The organism is Exiguobacterium sp. s121 (assembly GCF_018617245.1).
Lineage (GTDB): Bacteria > Bacillota > Bacilli > Exiguobacteriales > Exiguobacteriaceae > Exiguobacterium > Exiguobacterium profundum.
The window spans coordinates 1-26,623 of record NZ_JACSJV010000005.1 but is presented as its reverse complement, the minus strand read 5'-3'; the positions used below and the strand labels follow the sequence as shown (position 1 = coordinate 26,623).

General features: G+C 48.5%; 25 protein-coding genes and 2 other annotated features. All 25 genes read right to left on the bottom strand.

The window, feature by feature from the left end:
- Nucleotides 1–90 precede the first annotated feature (90 nt).
- The 25 genes from rpoC to KOG47_RS13915 all read right to left on the bottom strand — a co-directional run bounded on the left by rpoC (nt 91) and on the right by KOG47_RS13915 (nt 26,428).
- Entirely contained in the window at nt 91–3,690 is a 3,600-nt protein-coding gene (gene rpoC, locus KOG47_RS14035; protein WP_012727684.1) for a DNA-directed RNA polymerase subunit beta', read from the bottom strand.
- Nucleotides 3,691–3,712: 22 nt separating this feature from the next.
- Complete coding sequence (gene rpoB, locus KOG47_RS14030; RefSeq protein WP_074037866.1) at nt 3,713–7,261, bottom strand: DNA-directed RNA polymerase subunit beta; 3,549 nt, start codon at nt 7,259–7,261, stop codon at nt 3,713–3,715.
- 193 nt (nt 7,262–7,454) lie between these two features.
- Nucleotides 7,455–8,051, bottom strand: coding sequence for a class I SAM-dependent methyltransferase (locus tag KOG47_RS14025; protein ID WP_215244433.1), 597 nt, complete (start codon nt 8,049–8,051; stop codon nt 7,455–7,457).
- A gap of 79 nt (nt 8,052–8,130) precedes the next feature.
- Nucleotides 8,131–8,499: a 50S ribosomal protein L7/L12 gene (gene rplL / locus KOG47_RS14020; protein ID WP_012727687.1), complete on the bottom strand. Its 369-nt coding sequence runs from the start codon at nt 8,497–8,499 to the stop codon at nt 8,131–8,133.
- A gap of 61 nt (nt 8,500–8,560) precedes the next feature.
- The gene (gene rplJ / locus KOG47_RS14015) at nt 8,561–9,067 is read right to left on the bottom strand and encodes a 50S ribosomal protein L10 (RefSeq protein WP_012727688.1); all 507 of its coding nucleotides are present in this window, start codon (nt 9,065–9,067) and stop codon (nt 8,561–8,563) included.
- Nucleotides 9,068–9,111: 44 nt separating this feature from the next.
- Nucleotides 9,112–9,265 (bottom strand) — a sequence feature (ribosomal protein L10 leader region).
- Between the two features lie 59 nt (nt 9,266–9,324).
- A complete protein-coding gene (gene rplA, locus KOG47_RS14010; protein WP_012727689.1) occupies nt 9,325–10,011 on the bottom strand; it encodes a 50S ribosomal protein L1 in 687 nt (228 codons plus the stop codon).
- A 94-nt stretch (nt 10,012–10,105) separates the two neighbouring features.
- Nucleotides 10,106–10,531: a 50S ribosomal protein L11 gene (gene rplK, locus KOG47_RS14005; RefSeq protein ID WP_012727690.1), complete on the bottom strand. Its 426-nt coding sequence runs from the start codon at nt 10,529–10,531 to the stop codon at nt 10,106–10,108.
- A 147-nt stretch (nt 10,532–10,678) separates the two neighbouring features.
- Nucleotides 10,679–11,230 carry a transcription termination/antitermination protein NusG gene (gene nusG, locus KOG47_RS14000; RefSeq protein WP_012727691.1) on the bottom strand — a complete coding sequence of 184 codons (552 nt, stop codon included), beginning with the start codon at nt 11,228–11,230 and terminating at the stop codon, nt 10,679–10,681.
- Between the two features lie 16 nt (nt 11,231–11,246).
- Nucleotides 11,247–11,417 (bottom strand): preprotein translocase subunit SecE, encoded by a 171-nt coding sequence (secE, locus tag KOG47_RS13995; protein WP_012727692.1) that lies wholly within the window; start codon nt 11,415–11,417, stop codon nt 11,247–11,249.
- A 34-nt stretch (nt 11,418–11,451) separates the two neighbouring features.
- Nucleotides 11,452–11,598 carry a 50S ribosomal protein L33 gene (gene rpmG / locus KOG47_RS13990; protein ID WP_012727693.1) on the bottom strand — a complete coding sequence of 49 codons (147 nt, stop codon included), beginning with the start codon at nt 11,596–11,598 and terminating at the stop codon, nt 11,452–11,454.
- Nucleotides 11,599–11,726: 128 nt separating this feature from the next.
- Nucleotides 11,727–12,368 (bottom strand): RNA polymerase sporulation sigma factor SigH, encoded by a 642-nt coding sequence (gene sigH / locus KOG47_RS13985; RefSeq protein WP_012727694.1) that lies wholly within the window; start codon nt 12,366–12,368, stop codon nt 11,727–11,729.
- A gap of 209 nt (nt 12,369–12,577) precedes the next feature.
- Nucleotides 12,578–13,117, bottom strand: coding sequence for a YacP-like NYN domain-containing protein (locus tag KOG47_RS13980; protein WP_012727695.1), 540 nt, complete (start codon nt 13,115–13,117; stop codon nt 12,578–12,580).
- Nucleotides 13,114–13,863, bottom strand: a complete 750-nt coding sequence (rlmB, locus tag KOG47_RS13975) for a 23S rRNA (guanosine(2251)-2'-O)-methyltransferase RlmB (protein ID WP_031421850.1) — start codon at nt 13,861–13,863, stop codon at nt 13,114–13,116. The genes KOG47_RS13980 and rlmB overlap by 4 nt, the downstream gene beginning before the upstream one ends.
- A gap of 109 nt (nt 13,864–13,972) precedes the next feature.
- A complete protein-coding gene (locus KOG47_RS13970) occupies nt 13,973–14,377 on the bottom strand; it encodes a Mini-ribonuclease 3 (RefSeq protein WP_074035355.1) in 405 nt (134 codons plus the stop codon).
- Nucleotides 14,374–15,771, bottom strand: a complete 1,398-nt coding sequence (gene cysS, locus KOG47_RS13965) for a cysteine--tRNA ligase (protein WP_159563156.1) — start codon at nt 15,769–15,771, stop codon at nt 14,374–14,376. Before cysS ends, KOG47_RS13970 begins: the two co-directional genes overlap by 4 nt.
- Nucleotides 15,740–16,429 carry a serine O-acetyltransferase gene (gene cysE / locus KOG47_RS13960; protein ID WP_215244432.1) on the bottom strand — a complete coding sequence of 230 codons (690 nt, stop codon included), beginning with the start codon at nt 16,427–16,429 and terminating at the stop codon, nt 15,740–15,742. The genes cysS and cysE overlap by 32 nt, the downstream gene beginning before the upstream one ends.
- Nucleotides 16,430–16,480: 51 nt before the next feature.
- Nucleotides 16,481–16,688: a binding site (T-box leader), on the bottom strand.
- Nucleotides 16,688–18,145 carry a glutamate--tRNA ligase gene (gene gltX / locus KOG47_RS13955; RefSeq protein WP_201302271.1) on the bottom strand — a complete coding sequence of 486 codons (1,458 nt, stop codon included), beginning with the start codon at nt 18,143–18,145 and terminating at the stop codon, nt 16,688–16,690. (Overlaps the previous feature by 1 nt.)
- Before the next feature lie 45 nt (nt 18,146–18,190).
- Nucleotides 18,191–18,664, bottom strand: coding sequence for a 2-C-methyl-D-erythritol 2,4-cyclodiphosphate synthase (ispF, locus tag KOG47_RS13950; RefSeq protein ID WP_012727701.1), 474 nt, complete (start codon nt 18,662–18,664; stop codon nt 18,191–18,193).
- Complete coding sequence (gene ispD / locus KOG47_RS13945; RefSeq protein ID WP_012727702.1) at nt 18,661–19,341, bottom strand: 2-C-methyl-D-erythritol 4-phosphate cytidylyltransferase; 681 nt, start codon at nt 19,339–19,341, stop codon at nt 18,661–18,663. The genes ispF and ispD overlap by 4 nt, the downstream gene beginning before the upstream one ends.
- 55 nt (nt 19,342–19,396) lie before the next feature.
- Nucleotides 19,397–20,461, bottom strand: coding sequence for a PIN/TRAM domain-containing protein (locus tag KOG47_RS13940; RefSeq protein ID WP_078147872.1), 1,065 nt, complete (start codon nt 20,459–20,461; stop codon nt 19,397–19,399).
- Between the two features lie 114 nt (nt 20,462–20,575).
- Nucleotides 20,576–21,952, bottom strand: coding sequence for a DNA repair protein RadA (gene radA / locus KOG47_RS13935; RefSeq protein ID WP_012727704.1), 1,377 nt, complete (start codon nt 21,950–21,952; stop codon nt 20,576–20,578).
- 56 nt (nt 21,953–22,008) lie between these two features.
- Nucleotides 22,009–24,444 (bottom strand): ATP-dependent Clp protease ATP-binding subunit, encoded by a 2,436-nt coding sequence (locus KOG47_RS13930; protein ID WP_012727705.1) that lies wholly within the window; start codon nt 24,442–24,444, stop codon nt 22,009–22,011.
- Nucleotides 24,445–24,468: 24 nt separating this feature from the next.
- Nucleotides 24,469–25,512 carry a protein arginine kinase gene (locus KOG47_RS13925; RefSeq protein WP_215244431.1) on the bottom strand — a complete coding sequence of 348 codons (1,044 nt, stop codon included), beginning with the start codon at nt 25,510–25,512 and terminating at the stop codon, nt 24,469–24,471.
- Entirely contained in the window at nt 25,512–25,946 is a 435-nt protein-coding gene (locus tag KOG47_RS13920) for a UvrB/UvrC motif-containing protein (protein WP_074035342.1), read from the bottom strand. The genes KOG47_RS13925 and KOG47_RS13920 overlap by 1 nt, the downstream gene beginning before the upstream one ends.
- A gap of 5 nt (nt 25,947–25,951) precedes the next feature.
- Nucleotides 25,952–26,428 carry a CtsR family transcriptional regulator gene (locus KOG47_RS13915; protein WP_012727708.1) on the bottom strand — a complete coding sequence of 159 codons (477 nt, stop codon included), beginning with the start codon at nt 26,426–26,428 and terminating at the stop codon, nt 25,952–25,954.
- Nucleotides 26,429–26,623 lie beyond the last annotated feature (195 nt).

Genomic DNA, 26,623 nt, shown 5'->3' with positions numbered 1-26,623 from the left:
CCGACTGCTGGACATCGTTGTCATCGACAACAACCGATTGGCGGCACTAAATCATAGTAGCACCGCCAACCTGCGCTGTCAAGACGTATTTTACTCGACTGTTGTATCTTCGAGCGCAACTGGCGCCTCATCTTCTTTGAGTTCCACATCACGGTAGACGGCCATTCCAGTACCAGCTGGAACGAGTTTACCGATGATGACGTTCTCTTTGAGTCCGAGGAGATAGTCACGTTTCCCTTTGATTGCTGCATCTGTCAAGACGCGAGTCGTTTCTTGGAACGAAGCCGCTGAGAGGAACGAATCTGTCTCAAGTGAAGCTTTCGTGATTCCGAGAAGGACTGGTTTCGCAGTCGCTGGGTGTTTTCCATCACGAATCGCATCTTTACACGCTTCTTTGAAGACGCTGATGTCGACGAGTGATCCAGGGAGAAGTGGTGTGTCACCTGATTCGATAACTTTGACACGACGAAGCATTTGGCGAACCATGACCTCAACGTGCTTATCACCGATTTCTACCCCTTGCATCCGGTAAACTTTTTGAACTTCTTGGAGAAGATAGTTCTGAACACCAGATACACCACGGACGGCGAGCAATTCTTTCGGATCGATCGAACCTTCCGTGAAGACTTCACCGGCTTCTACTGTGTCGCCGATTTGAACGCGGAGACGCGCTCCGAATGGAATCGTGTATGAGCGAGTCTCACTGAATCCTTCGACCGTGAGTTCACGCTTGTCACGCGATTCTGTGAAGTCGATGACCGTACCAGAGATTTCCGAGATGACCGCTTGACCTTTCGGGTTACGGGCTTCGAATACCTCTTGGATACGTGGAAGACCTTGTGTGATATCGTCTCCGGCAACCCCACCTGTGTGGAAGGTACGCATTGTAAGCTGCGTTCCTGGCTCACCGATCGATTGTGCGGCAATGATACCGACGGCTTCCCCGACTTCAACATTTGATCCAGTTGCCAAGTTGCGTCCGTAACACTTCTTACATACGCCGTGTGACGTGTTACATGTGAAGGCTGTACGGATTTCAACTTTTTCAACACCCGCATCTACAATGATGCGCGCGATGTCTTCTGTGATCAATTCGTTCTTATCGATCAACACTTCGCCCGTTTCAGGGTGTGTGACCGTTTCAAACGATGTACGTCCGACGAGACGGTCGTACAAGCTTTCGATTTCTTCCGTACCTTCGCGGAGTGCAGAAACACGGATTCCGCGGTCTGTTCCACAATCCTCTTCACGGATGATGACATCTTGCGCTACGTCAACGAGACGACGCGTCAAGTAACCTGAATCGGCTGTCTTCAAGGCTGTATCGGCAAGACCTTTACGAGCCCCGTGAGTCGAGATGAAGTACTCTTGAACCGTCAGACCTTCACGGAATGACGATTTGATTGGAAGTTCGATGATGCGACCAGATGGAGCGGCCATCAAACCACGCATACCCGCAAGCTGCGTAAAGTTCGATGCGTTACCACGGGCACCTGAGTCAGACATCATGAAGATTGGGTTCAGGCGGTTGAGGGATTTCATCAATCGAGATTGAATTTCATCCTTCGCTTCGTTCCAAGCACGGACAACGCGCTCGTAACGCTCATCTTCAGTGATGAGACCACGACGGAACGACTTCATGATTTGGTCGACTTGTTTTTGTGCTTCATCAAGGATTTCCTGTTTATCCGGAAGTACGATGATATCGGCAATCCCAACCGTCACACCCGCTTTTGTCGAGTGCTTGAAGCCAAGATCTTTCATCCGGTCAAGCATGCGGCTTGTTTCCGTCGTTTCAAACTTCTGGAACACTTCCGCGATGACTTTTCCAAGGAACCCTTTTTTGAACGGGTCGATGATTGGACGTGATGCGATTTCTTCCGCAACGTTCGCCCCTTTGTCGATGAAGTACTTATCAGGCGTTGCTTCCTGTAAGTTTTCCATCGTCGGCTCGTTCAAGTATGGGAACGTATTTGGCAAGATTTCGTTGAAGATCATCTTACCAACTGTCGTAATGAGCAATTTCTCGTTCTGTTCGTCTGTGAACGTCGGGTTGTTGAGCGTACGTGCCGGAAGTGCCACACGCGAGTGCAAGTGGACATAACCGTTTTGGTAAGCAATCAACGCTTCGTTGACGTTCGAGAACACTTTCCCTTGACCGACGGCATCTTCACGTTCGAGTGAGATGTAGTAGTTACCGAGGACCATATCCTGCGATGGTGTAACAACTGGTTTTCCGTCTTTCGGGTTCAAGATGTTCTGCGCAGCGAGCATGAGAAGACGTGCTTCCGCTTGTGCTTCTGCAGAGAGCGGAACGTGGACGGCCATTTGGTCACCATCGAAGTCGGCGTTGTATGCCGTACATACGAGTGGGTGAAGGCGAATCGCACGACCTTCAACAAGAATCGGTTCGAATGCTTGAATACCAAGGCGGTGAAGTGTCGGGGCACGGTTCAAGAGGACCGGATGCTCACGAATGACTTCTTCAAGGACGCCCCAGATTTCAGGTTGCATCTTCTCGATTTTGCGTTTGGCGTTCTTGATGTTTGAAGCGATGCCGCGACCGACAAGCTCTTTCATCACGAACGGTTTGAAGAGTTCAAGCGCCATCTCTTTTGGAAGACCACACTGATACATCTTCAAGTTCGGACCTACGACGATAACCGAACGTCCTGAATAGTCGACCCGTTTACCGAGAAGGTTTTGACGGAAACGACCTTGTTTCCCTTTCAACATGTGTGAAAGTGATTTAAGCGGACGGTTACCAGGACCTGTTACCGGACGACCACGACGACCGTTGTCGATGAGGGCGTCAACCGCTTCTTGAAGCATACGCTTCTCGTTTTGCACGATGATGTTCGGCGCGCCGAGGTCGAGCAAACGTTTGAGACGGTTGTTCCGGTTGATGACTCGACGATACAAATCGTTCAAGTCAGATGTCGCAAAGCGTCCACCATCAAGCTGTACCATCGGGCGAAGCTCTGGTGGGATGACAGGAAGTACTTCAAGGATCATCCAGTCTGGATTGTTTCCTGAAGTGAAGAATGCATCGAGAACTTCCAAGCGCTTAATCGCACGTGTACGACGTTGACCTTGGACTGTTTTCAACTCTTCACGAAGCTCGCCTACTTCTTTTTCAAGATTAACGTCTTGAAGAAGTGTACGGATGGCTTCAGCACCCATGTCTGCTTTGAAGTCGCTACCGTATTTTTCACGATAGAGACGGAATTCTTTTTCCGAGAGAAGTTGTTTCTTCTCAAGCGGAGTATCACCTGGCTCTGTGACCACGTAAGATGCGAAGTAAATGACTTCTTCAAGCGCACGTGGTGACATGTCGAGAACAAGCCCCATGCGGCTTGGAATCCCTTTGAAGTACCAGATGTGCGAAACTGGTGCCGCGAGCTCGATATGGCCCATTCGCTCGCGACGCACTTTCGCTTTCGTCACTTCAACGCCACAGCGGTCACAAATGACTCCTTTATAACGGATACGTTTGTATTTCCCACAGTAACATTCCCAGTCTTTCGTAGGACCGAAGATTCGTTCACAGAATAATCCGTCCTTCTCTGGTTTAAGTGTACGATAGTTGATCGTTTCCGGCTTTTTGACTTCACCGTAAGACCACGAACGGATCTTCTCTGATGAAGCCAAGCCGATTTTCATATATTCAAATCGATTAACATCTACCAAGGGGCCGACCTCCCTTTTCGCCTTATTCCTCTTCCGTAACAGTCGGTTGAACGACTTGTTCTAACGCCGATGTTGCGTTCGGGATGTTGTCGTCATCTTCATCTTTCATTTCGACTTCTTCATCATCCGCTGACATCATCTTGACTTCCATACCGAGCGCTTGAAGCTCTTTGATCAAGACGCGGAATGATTCAGGAACGCCCGCTTTCGGAACGCTCTCGCCTTTCACGATGGCCTCATATGCTTTCACACGACCGACCGTGTCATCCGACTTGATTGTCAAGATTTCTTGGAGCGTGTAGGCTGCACCGTACGCTTCAAGAGCCCAAACTTCCATCTCCCCGAAGCGCTGACCACCGAACTGTGCTTTACCACCGAGCGGTTGTTGCGTAACGAGTGAGTATGGTCCTGTCGAACGAGCGTGAAGTTTGTCATCAACCATGTGCGCGAGTTTGATCATGTACATGACACCGACCGAGACGCGGTTATCGAACGGTTCACCCGTACGACCGTCATAGAGACGTGTTTTCGCATCTTTATCCATACCAGCCTCTTCAATCGTTGCCCATACGTCTTCCTCACGCGCTCCATCGAATACAGGTGTTGCCACTTTGATACCGAGCTTCTTCGCCGCCATACCAAGGTGGAGCTCAAGTACCTGACCGATGTTCATACGAGATGGTACCCCAAGCGGGTTGAGCATGATGTCAACCGGTGTACCGTCTGGCATGTATGGCATATCTTCTTCAGGGAGGATTCGCGAGATAACACCTTTGTTACCGTGACGTCCCGCCATCTTATCCCCTTCGTGAATCTTACGTTTTTGAACGATATAGACACGTACCATTTGGTTGACGCCTGGAGACAACTCGTCACCGTTTTCACGGTCGAACACTTTGACATCCAAGATGATTCCGTCTCCACCGTTTGGTACACGAAGTGACGTATCACGTACTTCACGTGCCTTCTCACCGAAGATTGCGTGCAAGAGACGCTCTTCCGCCGTCAATTCTGTAACGCCCTTAGGTGTTACTTTACCGACGAGGATGTCGCCATCCTTGACTTCAGCTCCGATGCGGATAATTCCACGATCGTCCAAGTTACGAAGTGCGTCATCTCCGACGTTTGGAATATCACGTGTGATTTCCTCTGGTCCGAGTTTCGTGTCGCGTGACTCTGACTCGTACTCTTCGATATGAATCGACGTGTACACGTCATCTTTCACGAGACGCTCACTCATGATGATCGCATCCTCATAGTTGTAACCATCCCATGTCATGAAGGCAACGACGACGTTACGGCCGAGCGCGAGCTCACCCATATCCATCGATGGACCGTCTGCAAGGATTTCTCCTTTTTCGACACGGTCACCAGCTGCGATGATTGGTTTTTGGTTATAGCATGTCCCTTGGTTCGAACGGACATATTTTTGAAGTTTGTAACGGTCAAGGTCACCTGAAACCTCAGAACCGTTCACGTCAGACGTGCGACGGATCAAGATTTCACGCGCTGTGACGCGTTCGACGACACCTGGGTATTTCGCAACAATAGCTGCCCCAGAGTCTTTCGCAGATACGTACTCCATGCCGGTACCGACAATCGGTGAATCCGGTTGAAGGAGTGGTACTGCTTGACGTTGCATGTTCGCTCCCATGAGGGCACGGTTCGAGTCATCGTTCTCGAGGAACGGGATACATGCCGTTGCGGCAGAAACAACCTGTTTCGGCGAAACGTCCATGTAGTCCACTCGGCTTGGCTCGACTGACAAGTTTTGTCCGCGGAAACGGCAAAGAACTTGTTCGTCTGCAAAGTGGCCATCTTCTGTGAGCGGCATGTTTGCCTGTGCGACGACATAGAGGTCTTCCTCATCAGCCGTCATATATTGAATGTCGCCAGTGACAAGACCTGTTTCTGGGTCAACACGACGGTATGGTGCTTCGATGAAACCGTACTCGTTCACTTTCGCATAAGACGAGAGTGAGTTGATGAGTCCGATGTTCGGCCCCTCTGGTGTTTCGATTGGACACATCCGACCGTAGTGCGAATAGTGAACGTCTCGAACTTCGAAACCAGCACGCTCACGTGTCAAACCACCCGGTCCAAGTGCAGAGAGACGACGCTTGTGCGTGAGCTCTGCGAGCGGGTTCGTTTGGTCCATGAACTGTGACAATTGCGAGCTACCGAAGAACTCTTTAAGTGATGCGATAACCGGGCGGATGTTGATGAGCGCCTGTGGTGTGATCGCATTTTGATCTTGAATCGACATACGTTCTTTTACGACACGTTCCATACGGGAAAGCCCGATCCGGAATTGGTTTTGGAGAAGTTCTCCGACTGAACGAAGACGACGGTTTCCTAAGTGGTCGATGTCATCTGTTGTTCCGACTTCGTGAAGTAAGTTGAAGAAGTAGTTGATTGAAGCGATAATATCGGCTGGCGTAATATGTTTTACGCTGCGATCGATATTGCCATTTCCGATGATGTTCAAGATACGCTCTCCATCTGGGTCATCCGGTGAGATGACTTTGATTGACTGAAGACCGAATGGCTCACCTTCAGCGACACCACCAGTTGGTTCCGCATCGATATAGCCAAGGCCGTTCTCCAAGTGCGGGAGGATACGATCTAAGTTGCGGCGGTCGAGGATTGTTCCAGCTTCGGCGAGTACTTCGCCTGTTTCCGGGTCCACGAGCGTTTCCGCTAATTTTTGACCGAACAAACGGTTCTTAAGATGAAGTTTTTTGTTCATCTTATAGCGACCGACGTTCGCTAAGTCGTAACGTTTCGGGTCGAAGAAACGTGATACGAGAAGAGATTTCGCATTTTCTACCGTTGGTGGTTCACCAGGGCGGAGACGCTCATAAATCTCGATCAACGCTTTCTCTGTAGACTCCGTATTATCTTTTTCAAGGGTGTTACGAAGGTATTCGTCATCCCCGAGAAGGTCGATAATTTCTTGGTCCGTACCGAATCCGAGGGCACGCAACAACACCGTTACCGGAATTTTACGGGTACGGTCGATACGAACATAAACGATATCTTTGGCATCTGTCTCGAGTTCGAGCCAAGCACCACGGTTCGGGATGACAGTTGCGCCAAATCCACGTTTACCGTTTTTATCGAGTTTAGCGTTATAGTACACGCTCGGTGAACGGACAAGCTGGGAAACGATGACGCGTTCTGCACCATTGATGATAAACGTTCCCGATTCTGTCATGAGCGGGAAATCCCCCATGAACACTTCTTGTTCTTTGAGCTCACCTGTCTCTTTGTTTTGGAGACGCACTTTTACGCGAAGTGGCGCAGAATAAGTAACGTCGCGCTCCTTCGATTCATCGATAGAATACTTCGGCTCACTGAGCGAGTAATCGATGAACTCCAATACGAGGTTTCCTGTGAAGTCGGAAATCGGTGAAATGTCTGTGAACATTTCCTTCAATCCTTCACGCAAGAACCACTCATAAGAAGCAGTTTGAATTTCAATCAAATTCGGAAGCTCTAATACCTCACTGATACGGGCAAAGCTTCTTCTCTGACGGTGACGACCGTACTGAACAAGTTGACCAGTCAACTGATTCACCTCTCAGACCCCCAATTCTTTAGCGAATTTTTCGGGCGTAATAATCGAACATTGTCATTGAATGTCGCTCGTTTTCCGTCTCTAAAAAGCGGCAGACACGGCAGTTTCAAGCGAATTCCATTCCAATGGCATTTTATAATGTTAGCATATACGTTATAGCGAGTCAACAAGACTTCACCGTTTGTCAAGACCGAATTGCTCGAAAAATAAAGTAACCTTTCTCTTTCGCGATCGTTTCAACTTGACCAAACACCTCTTCTAATAACTTTTTAGCAGAAGGTGCTCCTTGTTTCTTTTGAATGACGACATAGATTGCTCCTCCACCGACGAGGTGCGTATGTGCTTCACGCAAGATCGTATGGACGACTTGTTTCCCCGCACGAATCGGCGGATTGGTGACAATGGCGGCAAACCGTTCTCCCCCCACCGCGTCATACGCGTGAGAAAGCCGTGTTTCGACCGTCACTCCATTACGGGCGGCGTTTTGCTCAGAGAGCGCCAGCGCACGCTCATTCACATCAATGAGCAAGGCCTCACGCCCAGAGGCATCGGCAAGCGAGATCCCCATCGGACCATAGCCGCAGCCTACATCTAAAATACGTCCCGACACATCAGGCATCTCAAACGTTTCAATTAAAAGACGTGACCCAAAATCGACCGACCCTTTCGAGAACACACCGCGGTCCGAAGTGAAATGATACTGTTTCCCTCGCAACTCGTACGTCCATGTCTCCGGGGCACTTTCCGAACGTGGATCGTTCGTATAGTAATGATCTCCCATGCGTTGAACCTCCTAACCCATTCTTCAAGGAAATAAAAGAAGCTCGCCATGGCGAGCTTCTATAGGTTGTGAAGTAGAATTACTTAACTTCAACAGATGCGCCAGCTTCTTCAAGCTTAGCTTTGATTGCGTCAGCGTCTTCTTTAGAAACGCCTTCTTTGACTGGAGCTGGAGTTCCGTCAACGAGTGCTTTTGCTTCTTTAAGACCGAGACCTGTGATTTCACGAACAGCTTTGATGACGTTGATTTTACCAGCGCCAGCGTTTGTGAGGATTACGTCGAATTCAGTTTTCTCTTCAGCTGCTGCGCCTGCGCCAGCACCTGCAACTGCTACTGGAGCTGCTGCTGATACGCCGAATTCTTCTTCGATTGTTTTTACGAGTTCGTTAAGTTCGAGAACCGTCATTGATTTGAGGTCTTCGATGAATTGCTCTTTGTTGAAAGCCATTATGGTTTTCCTCCTTTGATGTTGTAAAAAAGTTTTTTTGAGTTACGCTACGCGACAAAAATTAAGCTGATTGCTCTTCTTTTTGTTCTGCGATTGCATTTGTTGCGACTGCGAGCCCACGGATTGGAGCTTGAAGTACGCTGAGAAGCATCGAGAGAAGACCATCGCGTGATGGAAGTTCTGCAAGGGCTTTGATTTCTTCGAGTGAAGAAACTTTACCTTCGATGATTCCGCCTTTAAGTTCGAGCGCTTTGTGCTCTTTCGAGAAGTCGTTCAAGATCTTCGCTGGAGCAATAACGTCTTCTTTAGAGAAGGCGATTGCTGTAGGACCAGTGAAGACTTCGTCAAGACCTTCGAAGTTCGACTGAGTAGCTGCGCGGCGAAGAAGACCGTTCTTGTAAACTTTGAACTCGATTCCAGCGTCACGGAGTGATTTACGGAGTGTAGTCACTTCTTCAACTGTAAGTCCACGGTAGTCAACAACAACTGTTCCAACGCTCGCTTGCATTTTCTCAGCGATTTCATCGACGAGTGCCGATTTCTGAGCTACGATTTTTTCGTTTGCCATGTGTTTGCACCTCCTAGTCAATTCTTATACCGGACGAGAGGCTGCTCTCCAAAAGAAATCCCTCGTATGAAGACATACGAGGGCGTAATTGTTTGAAAGTAAACCTGTGACAACAGGCTCAAGTTCGAGCAAAGACACCTCGGAAGGGTTTACGGACCGATGTCCACCTTCTGTCTACGGTAATCCAACATATTCGGTTGAACGTGTATTACTTTATCAGCGGTGTCACACGTTGTCAACAATTTATTTCAACAAGATTACTTAAGGAAATCTGCAGTCGCTACACGGATCCCAGGACCCATTGTAGATGAAAGCGAGATGTTTTTAAGGTAAGTTCCTTTTGCAGTAGCAGGCTTCACTTTCATGAGTGTTTCGAGAATTGTCTCGATGTTCTCAGAGAGTTTAGATGCTTCAAATGATTTCTTACCAACTGGAACGTGGATGTTACCAGCTTTATCAACACGGTATTCAACTTTACCAGCTTTGATATCCGCGATTGCTTTTTCTACGTCGAAAGTAACTGTTCCTGTTTTCGGGTTAGGCATGAGGCCTTTAGGTCCGAGAACACGACCAAGTTTACCAACCTCACCCATCATGTCAGGTGTCGCAACGATTACATCGAAGTCGAACCATCCTTGTTGGATTTTGTTGATGTACTCAGCGTCGCCAACGTAGTCTGCTCCAGCAGCTTCCGCTTCTTTCACTTTCTCACCTTTTGCGAAGACGAGAACTTTTTGTGTTTTACCAGTACCGTGTGGAAGTACAACGGCACCACGGATTTGTTGGTCTGCTTTCTTCGGATCTACGCCGAGACGGACAGCAACTTCGATTGTTTCATCGAATTTAGCAGTAGCTGTTTTTTGAACGAGCTCGACAGCTTCAGCGAGGTCGTATGACTTCGTGCGGTCAACAAGCTTAGCTGCTTCTTGGTGTTTTTTACCCATGATCTTTTCCTCCTTGTGGTTAGCGGAATTTCCTCCCACATAATGAAGGGATTGAAGGTGAGCAGTATTCACCGACAACCCCAGAGACTAGCAATTAGTCTTCGATTACAATACCCATACTACGTGCAGTACCTTCAACCATAAGCATCGCTGTTTCTACAGATGATGCGTTAAGGTCAGGCATTTTAAGTTCAGCGATTTCGCGAACTTTGTCACGCTTAACCGTTGCTACTTTCTTACGGTTTGGTTCACCAGAACCACTCTCGATACCAGCAGCTTTCTTCAAGAGAACTGCAGCTGGTGGAGTTTTCGTAATGAATGTAAACGAACGATCTTCGTATACCGTGATGACTACAGGAATAATCAATCCGGCTTGGTCTTGTGTACGAGCGTTGAACTCTTTACAGAATCCCATGATGTTAACACCTGCTTGACCAAGTGCTGGACCTACTGGTGGAGCTGGGTTTGCTTTACCAGCTGGGATTTGAAGTTTAACGAGTTTAGAAACTTTTTTCGCCACGAGACACACCTCCTTAAGTCTAAAATGTGGTTTCTTGGACGTTGTGCGCCCTCCCACTCAATCTATTAGGTCGAGTTTGTACCGAAATAAAGCACAACATCAAACATTTTCGATTGTACCATCCGTTTTACGGATTAGCAAGTGGGTTTAGTTAATTTTCTGAACTTGTTCGAAATCAAGTTCAATTTTCGTTTCACGACCGAACATGTCGACCACGACTTTGAGCTTCTCTTTGTCGGCCTCAATCTCGTCGATTGTTCCTTCAAAGTTCTCAAATGCGCCTTCTTTCACGCGGACAAGGTCACCGAGTTCATAGTTGTAACGATCTTTCTTCTCGATGAGTCCCATTTGTGACAAGACGTTTGTCACTTCGTCCGGTTGGAGTGGGATCGGTTTTGCCCCACCACCCGTTGAACCGAGGAAGCCGGTGACGTTTGGCGTGTTGCGGACAACATACCATGAATCGTCAGTCATGACCATCTCTACGAACACATAGCCCGGGAAACTTTTGACTTCACGTTCTTTGATTTTCTTCTCGCCACTCTTCAATGTGACTTCTTCTTGCGTCGTTTCAGTCGGGACGAGGACGCGGAAAATTTTATCTTCCATGTTCATCGAACCGATTCGACGTTCTAGGTTTTCTTTGACGTTATTCTCAAAACCTGAGTACGTCTGGACAACAAACCATTGTTTCTCCACGGCTTTCACCTCTTCCTTAGTTAATCAATAAATTGACGAGATAACTGACGCCAGTATCTACGCCGAACACGAACAGGCCAATCACGACAACAGTCGCGATGACAGTAATGGTATATTTCGTGAGTTCTTTACGAGTCGGCCAACTCGTTTTCTTCAACTCTTTCCATACGTCGCGCAAAAAGTTCATGGTAGCTTCCTCCTACATTGAATACCAATCTACGTTACTTTGATTCCCGATGCAGCGTATGCGCGTTACAGCGGCGACAAAACTTCTTCATTTCAAGCCGTGTCGACACGCCGTCTTTTTTTGTCGTCGAGTACTCTCGAGACCCGCATTCTGAGCAAGCGAGACTTACTTTCTTTGCCATTCATAAGCGCCCCTTTCGACTACTCTCTCTTAAAAAAGAGCGAAAAAAAAACGCCTCCTGTAAATGGCGTCTACGGACAAGGCGCTGCTTTTAAAGTATCACATAGGAGGCACGCGGTCAATAATCGGTTAGCTCGTGAGCATCCGGACGTCGACATGACGCTCGAATTTCTTCTTCACGCGCTGTAACGCATTATCGATCGATTTGACATGACGATCGAGGTCGTCTGAAATCTCTTGATAAGAGCGCCCGTCTAAATAAAGACGCAAGACTTTCCGTTCGAGGTCACTCAAGATCTCATCCATCTTCGCTTCCATGAACGACTGTTCTTCCTGTGTCACGATTAATTCTTGTGGGTCAGTCGGATGTGGTGGCAAGATGACATCGAGCAACGTCCGGTCAGACTCTTCATCAAAAATTGGTTTATCGAGTGACACATATGAATTGAGCGGAATATGTTTTTGGCGTGTCGCCGTCTTGATTGCCGTGATCATCTGGCGGGTAATGCACATCTCGGCAAAGCTTTTGAATGACGCAAGTCGCTCGTCTTTATAATCACGCACACCTTTATAAAGGCCGATCATCCCCTCTTGGACGATGTCCTCATGATCTGCACCAATCAAAAAGTATGAACGTGCCTTCGCCCGCACAAAATACCGGTATCGTTCAATCAAAAACTCGAGCGCGTCGCTATCCCCTTCGTTGCGCGCCAATAAGACCAACTCTTCGTCTGACATTTTTTCAAACTGTTCGTACGGCCATCCGTTCATGCTCGTTACCCCCCGGCGATTGATCCTGAACTATGTAAGGTTGTGTCCCATTATAGGGCTCCCTACTCCTATGCGTCAAACAAATTTCTAAAAATTCCGTCAATTAAATACTGTGTAACTCATATATGTAATAGTATACAACATTCCTTTGCAAAAAAATGTCAAAATCGAAACAAAGACGAGTCCATTTCATGAACTCGTCCGTGATTTCAATCACCTTTTGATTTGCGACGTCGCATTTCTTCAAACTTTGCTTGAATATGTGGTGGAATATCAATCGTCTTCCGATTTGCTTGTTCTTTCTCTAGCGACACGCGCTGTTGCTCAATCAGTGTTTTCGCATGCTTCCAATCTTTCAACAGTTCGGTCGCCGGAACGCGCAATGCGCCTTGACCAAAGATGACCCACTGCTCCGTGAAATCGTTCGTCGCAACGAATAATGTAATGAGCCGGTCATCCACTAATTCATGGGCACGCCGCTCAATCCATTCGTCCGCTGTCTCATTTTCTTTCGTATAGACAACGTCGACCCGACTCCGCTTCTCTTTGGATTCACGACCATATCGCATGTGGGCGTCAAACACGATGGTGACCTCTTTGCCGGACACAGCCTGATATTCTGCCATCGCCTCAATCAACAGATTCCGTGCTTGTTCAAAATCTACATCGCGGAGACTTCTCAAGTGAGGCCACGCGCCGATGATATTATATCCGTCGACAAGAAGGAGCTCGCGCTTCAGGATACTCATGCCAATGGATGACGTGAGCGATGCACCTCATACAGGAGGAGCGCCGCTGCAACAGATGCATTGAGTGACGTGACATGACCGACCATCGGTAAATGAACAAGGAAGTCGCACGATTCGCGCACGAGTCGGCTCATCCCCTTGCCCTCACTTCCAATGACCACAACAAGTGGCATATTTCCATCCAATCGACGATAGTCCTGACTTTCTTTCGCATCGGTCCCGACAACCCACAATCCTTTTTCCTTCAACTCTTCAAGTGTCCGTGTCAAGTTCGTCACACGCGCCACCGGAATATGCTCAATGGCCCCGGTCGAGGCTTTGGCAACCGTTTGAGTCAAACCGACCGAGCGACGTTTCGGAATGATGATTCCATGTGCGCCAACGGCATCGGCGGTCCGTAGAATCGAACCGAGATTGTGCGGGTCTTCGAGCTCATCTAGCAAAATGAAGAGCGGTGTCTCCTCTTTCGAAGCTGCGAGAGCGAACATGTCTTCGACTGTTTTGTATTCATAAGCCGCAACAGCCGCAACGACTCCTTGGTGATGTTCACTGCCAGCCATCTTCTCAAGTTTCGTTTTTGGGACGAATGACACTTGGACCGATGCTTCGTTCGCCATCGCGATGATTTGAGCGAGTGGTCCCTTTTGCTGACCTTCCATAATGAATACTTTATTCATATCACGACCACTTCGCAGTGCCTCGAGTACCGGGTTACGACCGTAAAGGAAGTCAATCCCTTCCTCCATCACATCGACTTCCTTATAGTCAGGGCGTTCTGCCTTTTGGCGACGCGTGCGATCTGGTCGTTCCCCACGAGGGCGGTCAAACGTTCGTTTCTCCGCTCCCCGATTTCCGTCATGTCGTTTCGGTCGACTCGGCTTCGAGTCGTTCGAACGCTTGTTTGATGAGTTCTTCAAGACGATCCCTTCTTTCTGTCAAATAGATATACCCAATCAGTGCCTCAAACGCCGTGGAATAACGATACGTGTGCACATCGACCCGTTTCGGAACCGATCCTGATTTCGCATTCTTTCCACGTCTGACGACAGCCTGTTCCTCTTCCGTCAACGCATCCGTCTCTAACCAAAATGTCACGACGCTCGCCTGCGCCCGTGCATTGACGTAGCGGACCGCGCCCCGGTGCAAGTCATTCGGGCGCGTCAATCCTTTCTCGAGCAGGCGTCTCCGTACAGCCATTTCGTATACCACGTCTCCCATGTAGGCGAGCGCAAGGGCATTCATTTGTTTCGGTTGCATCATAACCGCTTCCACCGAACCCCTTGGGCCGTGTCTTCGAGTTGGATGCTTTGTTCTTTTAGTAAATCACGAATCTCGTCAGCCCGGGCAAAATTACGTGCCGCCCGTGCGTCGTTCCGTTCTTGAATCAATTGGTCGATCTCGGCATCCAATAGTTCTTTTTCTTCTGCCAACGTCAAGCCGAGGACACCCGTCAATTCATCAAATAGCGACAGGACCTGCTCTAGCGTCGCTTTTGCCACATGATCGGCCTTCGCATAAATGTTCGCTTCCCGTGCCAAGTCAAAGAGGACGGTCACGGCGTTGGCCGTATTGATATCATCATCCATTGATTCGATGAAAGACGCCTTGATGGATTCAAGCTTCCGTTCCATCGACTCGCTCGCCTCTCCAAGTCCAGCCGTTACCGACAAGCGATATTCAATATTTTGATAAGCTTCCTTGATTCGGCTCCAGCCGTTCGCCGCTTGTTCAATCAATTCTCGGCTATAGTTGATCGGATGACGATAATGGACAGACAACATGAAGAAGCGCAGGACCATCGGGTCGACTTCTTTCAACGCCTCATGGACGAGGAGGAAGTTTCCGAGCGACTTAGACATCTTCTCATTTTCAATGTTAATGAAGCCGTTATGCAACCAATAGTTAGCGAACTTCGCATGGTTGCAAGCTTCTGACTGAGCAATCTCGTTCTCGTGGTGTGGGAATTTCAAATCATGCCCGCCCGCGTGAATATCAATTGTTGTCCCGAGATGTTTTTTCGCCATCGCCGAGCATTCGATATGCCAGCCCGGACGTCCTTTGCCCCACGGACTATCCCATGATGGTTCATCCGGTTTAGCCGCTTTCCATAAGACGAAGTCGAGCGGGTCTTCTTTCTTCTCCCCGACATCGACACGTGACCCTGCCCGCAAATCTTCAATCGATTGCTGACTCAATTTTCCGTAAGTCTCAAACTTCTTCGTCCGGAAATACACGTCTCCTTCTGATTCATAAGCGAACCCTTCCGTCTCTAATTGACGAATGAATTCGATGATTTCTACCATCGTATCGGTAACACGCGGATGCACGTCTGCCGGTTGAACGTTAAGTGCCCCTGTATCTGCTAAATACGCCTCGATATAGCGATTCGTCAGCGTCTCCGTGTCTTCTCCTAATTCATTCGCCGTACGAATGATCTTGTCATCCACGTCTGTGAAGTTCAAGACGTATTTGACCTCGTACCCACGATACGTCAAGTAGCGACGAACCGTATCGAAGGCGATCGCCGGACGGGCGTTTCCGACATGAATGTAGTTGTAAACGGTCGGACCGCATACGTACATCGATACTTTACCCGGAACAATCGGGACAAACGGTTCTTTTTTATTCGTTAGACTGTTGTACAGCTGAATCATGTGTCTTCTCCTCCATCCGCGTTTCAAGCGTTGCTAATTTTTGTTGTAGTTCATCCACTGCCGCTTCTAAGCGTTCTTGGCATTCGCGGTCCGGATCTGGGAAACGATGATCTAGATCATGTTGCTTCACACGCTTACCGTTTCGGATGACGACACGACCTGGAATTCCGACCACGGTCGAATCAGACGGCACATCGTTCAATACGACCGAGCTCGCTCCGATTTTGACGCAATCGCCGACCGTGATGTTACCAAGTACTTTCGCCCCCGCTGAAATAAGCACGTCACTCCCGATTGTCGGGTGACGCTTCCCTTTCTCTTTCCCCGTTCCACCCAGGGTGACGCCTTGATAGATAGTGACGTCATTCCCGATAATCGCCGTCTCACCGATGACGACACCGAAACCGTGATCGATGAACACGCGGTCCCCAAGCACCGCCCCCGGATGAATTTCAATCCCGGTCAACCAACGACTGAATTGGGCTAATAATTTGGCCACCAGTTTCATGTTACGTTTCCATAATCCGTGCGCGATGCGATGTGCCCATATGGCGTGAAGGCCTGGGTAAGTCAGTGCCACTTCTACTTTCGAACGAGCGGCAGGGTCTAGTTCCAGGACAGTCCGCAAGTCTTCGCGTACACTGCTCCAAAATCCCATAATCGATATCTCCTTTTCTTATACAAAAACAAAGACGCCCCTGTGCCAAGGCACAGAGACGCCGTAAGCGCGGTTCCACTCTGTTTGGGAAAATGCGTTCCCCTCTCAAGTCTCGTTAACGCCGAGTCACGGTCTCGACTACATATCACCGAGACGGCTCAGAGGTGCACTTCTTCGGGGGACACATCTAGAACTCCCAGCCTAGGTTCTAGTCTCTGCAACGTGTCGTACCGCTTACTTTCCTCATCAATGCCTTTATTACGCTAATAGAGTTGTCAGACGCTTCAACACACGCTCTTTTCCGATTAACGAAATGGCGTTCGGGAGTTCTGGTCCATGTGTTTGTCCTGTCGTCGCGACACGGATTGGCATGAACAAGTTTTTCCCTTTTTGACCGGTAGCTTTTTGCGTCGCTTTTGTCGCCGCTTTAATCGCTTCCGGAGTGAAGTCTTCGATTGCTTCGAGCTGCTGTTTGAACTCTGCAAGAACAGCAGGTACCGTTTCACCTGAAAGGACAGCGTTCGCTTCCTCGTCATACTCGATTTCATCTTTGAAGAACAAGTCTGTCAACGCGACGATTTCTGCTCCGTGCGTCATTTGTTCTTTATACAATGCAATCAAGTTTGTCGCCCAATCCGCTTCCTCAATAGATACCGCCTCGGGTAATCGTCCTGCTTCTTGTAAGAATGGTAAACTGAGTGCCACCACTTCGTCAAGCGTGGCCTTCTTCATGTATACACTGTTGATCCAAGAAAGTTTTTGTTGGTCAAAAACTGCCGGACTCTTCGACAAACGTTTCGCATCAAACATTTCAATGAACTCTTCTTTCGAGAAGATTTCTTCTTCCCCGACAGGTGACCAGCCAAGGAGCGAAATGAAGTTGAAGAGCGCTGCTGGCAAGTAGCCGAGATCCGCATATTGTTCGATGAACTGAATGATCGATTCGTCCCGTTTTGATAACTTTTTATGTTGGTCGTTGTAGATGAGCGTCATGTGACCGAATTCAGGATAGTCCCAACCAAGTGCGTCATAGACCATCATCTGTTTTGGTGTGTTCGCGATATGGTCGTCCCCACGCAACACGTGACTGATCTTCATCAAATGGTCGTCCACGACAACTGCGAAGTTGTACGTTGGAATGCCGTCCTGTTTCACGATGACCCAGTCACCGAAATCTTTCGATTCAAACGAGACGTCTCCTTTGACGACATCTGTCCATTTATACGTCACGCCTTCCGGCACACGAATCCGAATAGACGGTTTACGCCCTTCCGCTTCAAACGCTTCACGTTCTTCAACAGTGAGGTTACGGTGCGCACCCGAGTAACGTGGTGCCTCCCCACGTGCGATTTGTGCTTCACGCTCTGCTTCAAGCTCCTCCGAGGTCATGTAGCATTTATAAGCAAGGCCTTTGCTCATCAACTCATTGACGTATTTCTCATAAATCGCAAGACGCTCCATTTGGTAATACGGACCGTAGTCTCCGTCACGACCTGGACCTTCATCCCAGTCGATGCCGAGCCATTCCAAGTATTTCATCTGACTCTCGACACCGTTCAACACATTCCGTTTCTGGTCAGTGTCTTCAATCCGAAGAATCATTTTTCCGCCAGCATGGCGAGCAAATAAGTAGTTAAACAACGCCGTCCGCGCATTTCCGATATGGAGATGCCCCGTCGGACTAGGCGCATAGCGTACACGCACTTCACTCATAATAGTTCCACCTTTCTTCTCTTCTGCCCAAATAGTATACCATTTCTGTCAAGCCCGGTTGAGTAAGATGACCGCTTGCGCCGCAATCCCTTCTTCGCGTCCCGTGAAGCCCAGTTTCTCCGTCGTCGTCGCTTTCACGTTCACCTGCTCGATGTCCGCCTCAAGAAGTTCGGCAATGACCGCGCGCATCTCATCAATGTAAGGACGAAGTTTCGGACGTTGAGCCATGACCGTCGCATCTACATTTCCGAGAACGTAGCCTTGATCTTTCACGAGCTGCCAGACGTGACGAAGCAATACTTTCGAATCTGCATCTTTAAATTCCGGATCCGTATCCGGGAAGTGTTTCCCGATATCACCTGCCGCAATTGCTCCAAGTGCCGCATCCGCAATGGTATGGAGTAACACGTCCGCATCAGAATGACCGAGAAGTCCACGCTCATGTGGGATTTCGATTCCCCCTAAGATTAACGGACGTCCTTCTGCAAATGCGTGTACATCAAAGCCTTGACCAATTCTCATTGTAATTCCTCCTTCGCTAAAATCGCGTCGCCGAACAATAAATCTTCGGGCGTCGTCATTTTGATGTTGTGATAGTCCCCAAGGACCACTTGTACCGATTCGCCGAGCCACTCAAACAAACTGGCATCATCCGTTCCCATCACCTGTTGTTCGACCGCTCGTTCATGTGCCGCCAAAATCGCTTTCGCCTGAAAGGCTTGCGGCGTTTGTGCCAACCATAAGTTTTCACGGGGAACGGTGCGTTCGATGTGATGACGTTGAACTTGTTTGACCGTATCTTTAACGGGTACCGCCAAGATGGCACCACCTTGCAGTGCCGCTTCAGCCACTTGATGCAACTGTTCACGTTTTACAAACGGACGCGCACCGTCATGAATCATCACAATCGTATCGGGTGCAACAACCTTCAGTCCTGCATGGACACTCTGTTGTCGTTCTTCCCCCCCTGCTACGTATGTAACCGGCGTCTTCATCTGTGACGTCATCGCCTCGAACCAGTCACGTTCTTCTGGCCGGATGGCTAACACCATTCGTTCGCACCACGGATCGGTATCGAACGCCTGTAACGTCCAAGCAATAATCGGTTTGTCACGGAGCGTCAGCATCAACTTATTCGCATCCGCACCCATCCGCTTCCCTCTTCCCGCAGCCGGGATGACAACTGTATAAGCTACCATGTTAATACCTCTCTTCGTGAAAAAAGAGAGCGCTCTCGCGTCTCTTTTTGATCCGTTATTCCGGACGGGCAAAAATCATACGGCCTGCAGACGTTTGTAAGACACTCGTCACAACGACAGGAAGCGTCTTCGAAATCAATTTACGTCCGCCCTCCACGACAACCATTGTCCCATCCTCAAGGTAAGCAACCCCTTGATTCTGCTCTTTTCCTTCTTTAATAACTGTCACGACCATCTCTTCACCAGGAATGACAATCTGTTTGACAGCGTTCGCCAAATCATTGATGTTCAAGACCGGTACATTTCGAACCTCACACACTTTATTTAAGTTGTAGTCATTCGTAACGACAATCCCGTTTTTCAGTTCAGCCAGTTTGATCAATTTGATATCGACTTCCGGTACATCTTCAAAGTCTCCATCATAGATCTCAACCTGGATGCGCTTGTTTTCTTGAAGTTCCTTCAAAATGTCCAGTCCACGACGTCCACGATTCCGCTTCAACGTATCCGATGAGTCGGCGATGTATTGCAGTTCGCCGATGACGAACTGGGGCACAATCAATGTCCCTTCCACGAATCCAGTCGTCGCAATATCTGCGATTCGACCGTCGATGATGACGCTCGTGTCTAAAATCTTATCATTCGAGCGTTGGACTGGTTCAGCCGCAGGCTTATCCCGTTCACTCTTCACAAATAGTTTGATCCATTCGTTACGCTTCCGATAGCCGACCGCGAAACCAAAGTAACCAAACAGGGCCGTGACAAAAATCGGGACGATTTTACTCAGTAAGAAGATATTCGTGACTTCAAGCGATACACTGATCAAAAAGGCAATCAAGAGCCCAATGATAAGACCGATCGAACCGAATAAGATATCCCCTACGGGTAAACGAACGAGCCGTTCTTCGACAAAACGAATAAATGCAACAACACCATCTGTTAAGAATAAACTAAGAATGAAGAAGATAAGTCCACCAATCAAACTTGCTACGTATGGAATCGTTAACCACTCCGGCACATTCATGCCAAGGTCTGCTAATAAAAGCGTCGCTTCGATGATTCCGAACCAACCCACGACGAGTCCAATCAAAATAAATCCGATTCGTACAGCAATCTTCACTCATTCCACCTCCTTCTATATGAAATAAAATTTCAAAAAATAACACTTTCATTGTAACACGATTTTTTCAATCACGTTCGTTACAAAGCGTTAAAAACTGCCAGTGGCGACCCGTTAGAACGGAATCGCCAACTGGAGTGCTTCGTCCACTGTCCCGACCCCGACGACTTCAATCCCTGCCGGAGCGGTCCATCCCCCCATGTTATTTTTCGGGATGATGGCCCGTGTAAAACCTAGTTTCGCCGCCTCGGCGACACGTTGCTCGATTCTTGAAACCCGTCGCACTTCCCCGGTCAATCCGACCTCACCGATGCAGACATCCGTCGGACGGGTCGGACGATCGCGGAAACTCGAGGCGATCGAGATGCAAATCGCAAGGTCAATCGCCGGCTCGTCCAGTTTGACGCCACCGGCTGCTTTCAAGTACGCATCCTGCGTCTGAAGCAAGAGACCGGAACGTTTTTCGAGCACGGCCATGAGCAGCGCGACTCGGTTTTGATCAATGCCCGTGGCCATACGTCTCGGGTTCCCGAACGATGTCGGAGAGATGAGTGCTTGGAGTTCCACGAGTACCGTCCGCGTACCTTCCATCGAGGCGACAACGGTCGAACCCGATACGCCCGCCGTGCGTTCCTCCAAGAATATTTCAGATGGATTAAGCACTTCCTCTAGTCCACTCTCTTTCATCTCGAAAATGCCAATCTCGTTCGTCGATCCAAAACGGTTTTTCACCGCCCGTAAAATACGGAACGTATGATGACGCTCCCCTTCAAAATAAAGTACCGCATCGACCATATGTTCAAGTAAGCGCGGGCCGGCAATCGACCCTTGCTTCGTCACGTGACCGACGATGAAGACCGCAATCCCTCGCGTTTTCGCAATTTTCATGAGGGCGGCCGTACATTCTCGAACTTGTGACACGCTCCCTGGCGCCGATTGAATCTCATCCATATATACCGTTTGAATCGAGTCAATGATGACAAATCCAGGTTGCTCCTCATCAATAACCCGTTCGATCATCAACATGTCCGTCTCAGCGAGCACGAACAAGTCATCGGTCGGTAAACCAAGCCGTTCCGCACGAAGTTTTGTCTGTTTGAGAGATTCCTCCCCCGAGATGTATAACACCTTTTTACCACTATGGGCTAAGTGAGCGCTAACCTGTAACAGAATGGTCGACTTCCCGATTCCCGGGTCCCCGCCGACCAAAACGAGTGAACCTGGGACAATCCCACCGCCGAGGACACGGTCAAATTCACGACTATTCGTATGCACGCGCGTCTCTTCTTGTGAGACGACATTCGCTAAGCGTTCCGGTTTCAATTGTCGCGATGAACTATGCACAAAGGCCGCTCCACGTTTGGCTTTCTTCTCTTCTACAAACTCTTCGACGAGCGTATTCCATTCATTACAACCCGGACAACGCCCCATCCACTTGGCTGATTCATATCCGCACGATTGGCAGACGTATTTCGTTTTAATTTTGGCCATAAGTTCCCTTCCTGTCTAAAAAAAGCTCCCTCTAAACGACGAGGGAGCTGAATGTTTTACTGAACTACACCTTCGTTACGAACGACGAACTCTCCATCTTGTACGTCGAGCGCAACTTTACTGCCTCTAGCGATTGTGCCGCCGAGCATTGCTTCTGAGAGGCGGTCCTCCACTTCCCGTTGAAGGGCACGACGGAGAGGACGAGCCCCGTATTCCGGATCGTAGCCGACATCGGCAATTTTATCGAGTGCCGCATCCGTCAAGCTGAAATCAACACCTTGTTCGGCGAGACGCTTCTTAAGTGTCTCTGCCATAAGTTTGATGATTTCTTGAATGTGCTCTTTTTGAAGTGAATGGAATACCGTGATTTCATCAATCCGGTTCAAGAACTCAGGTCGGAACGCTTTCTTCAATTCCTCGAGTACTTTGTCCTTCATTTCCGTATATTCACGTTTCACATCATCTTCCACTGTGAATCCTACATATTTGTTTCGTTGAAGCGCTGCGGCTCCGACGTTAGACGTCATGATGATGACTGTGTTTCGGAAGTCGACTGTGCGACCTTTCGAATCCGTCAAGCGACCGTCGTCTAACACTTGAAGCAAGATGTTGAATACTTCTGGGTGCGCTTTTTCGATTTCATCGAGTAGGATAACCGAGTAAGGTTTCCGACGCACTTTTTCAGTCAATTGACCGCCTTCTTCGTAACCAACATAACCAGGAGGCGAACCGACGAGACGGCTCGTCGCATGTTTTTCCATGTACTCGGACATGTCGATTCGAATGATGGCATCTTCATCGCCAAACATCGCTTCGGCAACTGCACGGGCGAGCTCTGTTTTCCCGACTCCGGTCGGTCCGAGGAAGATGAATGACCCGATTGGACGTTTCGGATCTTTCAATCCGGCCCGGGCGCGACGGATCGCACGGGAAATTGATTTCACCGCATCGTCTTGACCGATGACACGGTTGTGAAGAATCGATTCGAGTTTGAGGAGACGGTCTGTCTCTTCTTCGGCAATCTTCGTGACCGGTACACCTGTCCAGTTCGCAACAACTTGAGCGATATCTTCTTTCGTCACTTCAAGTTTTTCGTTACCTTGCTTGTTCTGCCATTCTGCTTTCAACTCTTCTAACTCATCGCGTAACTTCTGTTCCGTATCGCGAAGGGAAGCTGCTTTTTCAAACTCTTGGCTTTGTACGGCAGAGTCTTTCTCTTTACGAATCGATTCGAGACGGGATTCCAACTCTTTCAAATTCGGTGGTGCCGTGAATGAGCGAAGTCGTACTTTTGATGCCGCCTCGTCGACGAGGTCGATCGCCTTATCCGGCAAGAAACGATCGGAGATGTAACGGTCAGAAAGGACGACCGCCTCATGAATCGCCGTATCTGTAATTGTCACACGGTGGTGTGCTTCATAGCGATCGCGTAACCCGAGTAGGATTTGTTCAGCTTCTTCTGTTGTCGGTTCGTTCACTTGAATCGGTTGGAAGCGGCGCTCAAGCGCTGCATCTTTTTCGATGTACTTCCGGTATTCATCTAGTGTAGTCGCCCCGATACATTGAAGTTCACCGCGAGCCAATGACGGCTTAAGAATGTTAGAGGCGTCGATTGCACCTTCTGCACCACCCGCACCAATCAATGTGTGTAACTCATCGATGAAGAGAATGACATTACCAGCTTGACGAATTTCGTCCATCACTTTTTTCAAGCGATCTTCGAATTCACCACGATATTTCGTGCCTGCGACAAGCGTTCCCATATCGAGCACCATGACGCGTTTGTTTCGAAGCGTTTCAGGTACCTCGTTGTTGATGATTTGCTGAGCGAGACCTTCTACGACCGCTGTTTTCCCGACTCCTGGTTCCCCAATTAGAACCGGGTTGTTCTTCGTCCGACGCGACAACACTTCGATGACACGTTGAATTTCGCCTGCGCGTCCGATGACCGGATCCAAACGAGACTCGCGCGCTTGTTGTGTCAAATCGCGTGCCAATCCGTCAAGCGTTGGTGTTGCGGCGCTCGCCCCAGGTTGCGAAGCATTTGAAGATGACTCCGTGTTCCCGAGAAGTTGCAACACTTGTTGGCGTGCTTTCGTCAAACTGATTCCAAGGTTATTGAGGACGCGTGCCGCGACCCCTTCTCCTTCACGAATCAATCCTAGAAGGATGTGTTCCGTTCCGACGTAAGAGTGTCCCAATTTCCGAGCCTCATCCATCGAGAGCTCAATGACCTTTTTCGCACGCGGTGTGTAATGAATTGTCGATCCATTCTCTGAACCACGTCCAATCAATGATTCTACTTCTTGTTGGATTTTTTCAGAGGTCAATCCGAGGGCGAAGAGCGCTTTTGCCGCGATTCCTTCTCCTTCACGAACCAATCCTAATAAAATATGTTCTGTACCAATATTATGATGGCCAAGACGTACGGCTTCCTCTTGTGCTAAAGCTAATACGCGTTGTGCTCGTTCTGTAAATCGTCCAAACATCATTGACATAACCTCCTTATAGTTGGATCAAACTAAGCCTTGATCTAACGTCCGACGAACAAGTGTCGCTCGTTCTCGATCCCGTTCTTGCGTAGATAATGTTTTCCCGAAATGTTTTTGTAGAAAACCTGATTGTAACCGAACGATGAGTTCATGGAACTTCGGCGGACTCCAATCAGACAAAATCCCTAAGTCACTCGCTAAATGTAAATCAGATAGTCGCTCAATGGCTTCCGTAGAAGAAAGAAGTTTGGCATATCGTAAAATACCATATGACCGATAAAACCGATCCTCTAACTCTTCTTGTCGATGTGCGATGAGCTCTTCACGCGCATGACGTTCTGCTTGAATCACTTGTTCTGTCACTTCCATAAAGTCAGCTAACAGTTGTGATTCATGACTGCCTAATGTCCGCTGATTTGACAGCTGGAACAACCGTCCTGCCGTATCGCTACCTTCTCCGTAACGACCTCGAATCGTATAGCCGAGTTTTCGAAGCTCTCGCAAAATGGGGCTGATTCGACCCGTTAACGTGAGACCCGGTAAGTGTAACATGACCGAGGCCCGGAGTCCTGTTCCGATATTGCTTGGACATGTCGTCAAGTAGCCTAACTGTTCGTCAAAGGCGTATGAGAGTGATTCCGCGCACAGTGCGTCTACTTGAGTCGCTAATTCAAACGCCTCTTTCACTTGATAACCTGGGAGTAAGGTCTGAATTCGTAAATGATCTTCCTCGTTAATCAACACACTGATAGTTTCATCTTCACTTAAAAAGACTGCACTTTCTTCGTTGGTCGCAATGGCCGGACTAATCAAATGTTTTTCCATCAATGCCTGTCGGGTGACTTCATCATAATTACGCATATGAAGATATTCAAATCCCTTTAACCCATGTAACCGTCCTTCGAGACGATCACATAGTTGACGTTCTCCTTCTTTAGAAAGGACTGGCGAAAATACAGTGTCTTTGACGTTACGTGCCAGTCGGATTCTTGTGGAGACAACCAGGTCATCCAATTTGGCACGCTCTTTCATTTTGGGACCAAGTGGATGTGTTAGGAACGTTTCCATTAGACATCACCTTGCCCTTCTAATTGCTTCATTTCTTTTTGAATGCGTGCTGCTCGTTCATAATCTTCTTGTTCGACAGCACGGGTCAACTCCCCTGCCAACTTTTCGAGCCGCTCTTCGATTCGTTCATGTGGTGTACGTAACTGGTCAGGGACCGAACCGATATGATGATCATGTCCTTGTTGATATTGACGTGTGATTTTAATCAGTTCATCACGAAATACGGTATAACACATAGCACATCCTGCTTTTCGTACACGCAATAAATCTTGACGCGTCATCTGACAGGTTGGGCAGCGCTTTACGACCGGCACATAGCCCGTCATAAGTTCTACCGTGCATTGTCGACATAGCCGTTTTTTTACGGGTACGTCCTGTTCCATGACAACGACTTCATTGACAGCCGGTCGCTGTTTACAACGTTCGCATAGCATACGACTTACCCTCCATTACGATAACGAAGTACTTTCATCAGCGCGAGTAGTTGCTGACGTCGAATATAGGAGCGATCGTCAACTTGTAAGTTCAATGCTTCATCTGATAAGAGATGATAAATCAACTGCGCCTCTTGTTCGTGCATCATCTGTTCTTCAACCAATCGAATCAGCACATTTTCAACAAGCTGTTCGTTCAAACGTGGATGTTCATGAATGACATCCATCAAACTAGAGAGAACATCTTGCTTTTCGTGTAAAATAACGCGTCGAATACGAATATATCCGCCACCGCCACGTTTACTTTCTACTAAATATCCTTTTTCGACGGTAAAACGTGTGTTGATGACGTAATTGATTTGGGATGGGACACATTCGAATCGTTGTGCGATATCTTGACGTTTGATTTCAATTGCGTTTGCCTGACTTTCCTTCAAGACTTGCTTCAAATACTGTTCGATGACATCCGAAATATTTCTCATCTCCACCACCCTCTGACCATCTTTGACTTTTGACTATATTTTATCATTGATTTAAAAAAAGGCAAACGAAAAGCGATGCCTCTATGTCGAGAGCATCGCTAAAACAAAAAAACGACCGAGCGTATGCTCGGTCGTCCTGCGTTGTTGCCTGGCAACGTCCTATCCTCACAGGGGGAGATCCCCCAACTACTTTCG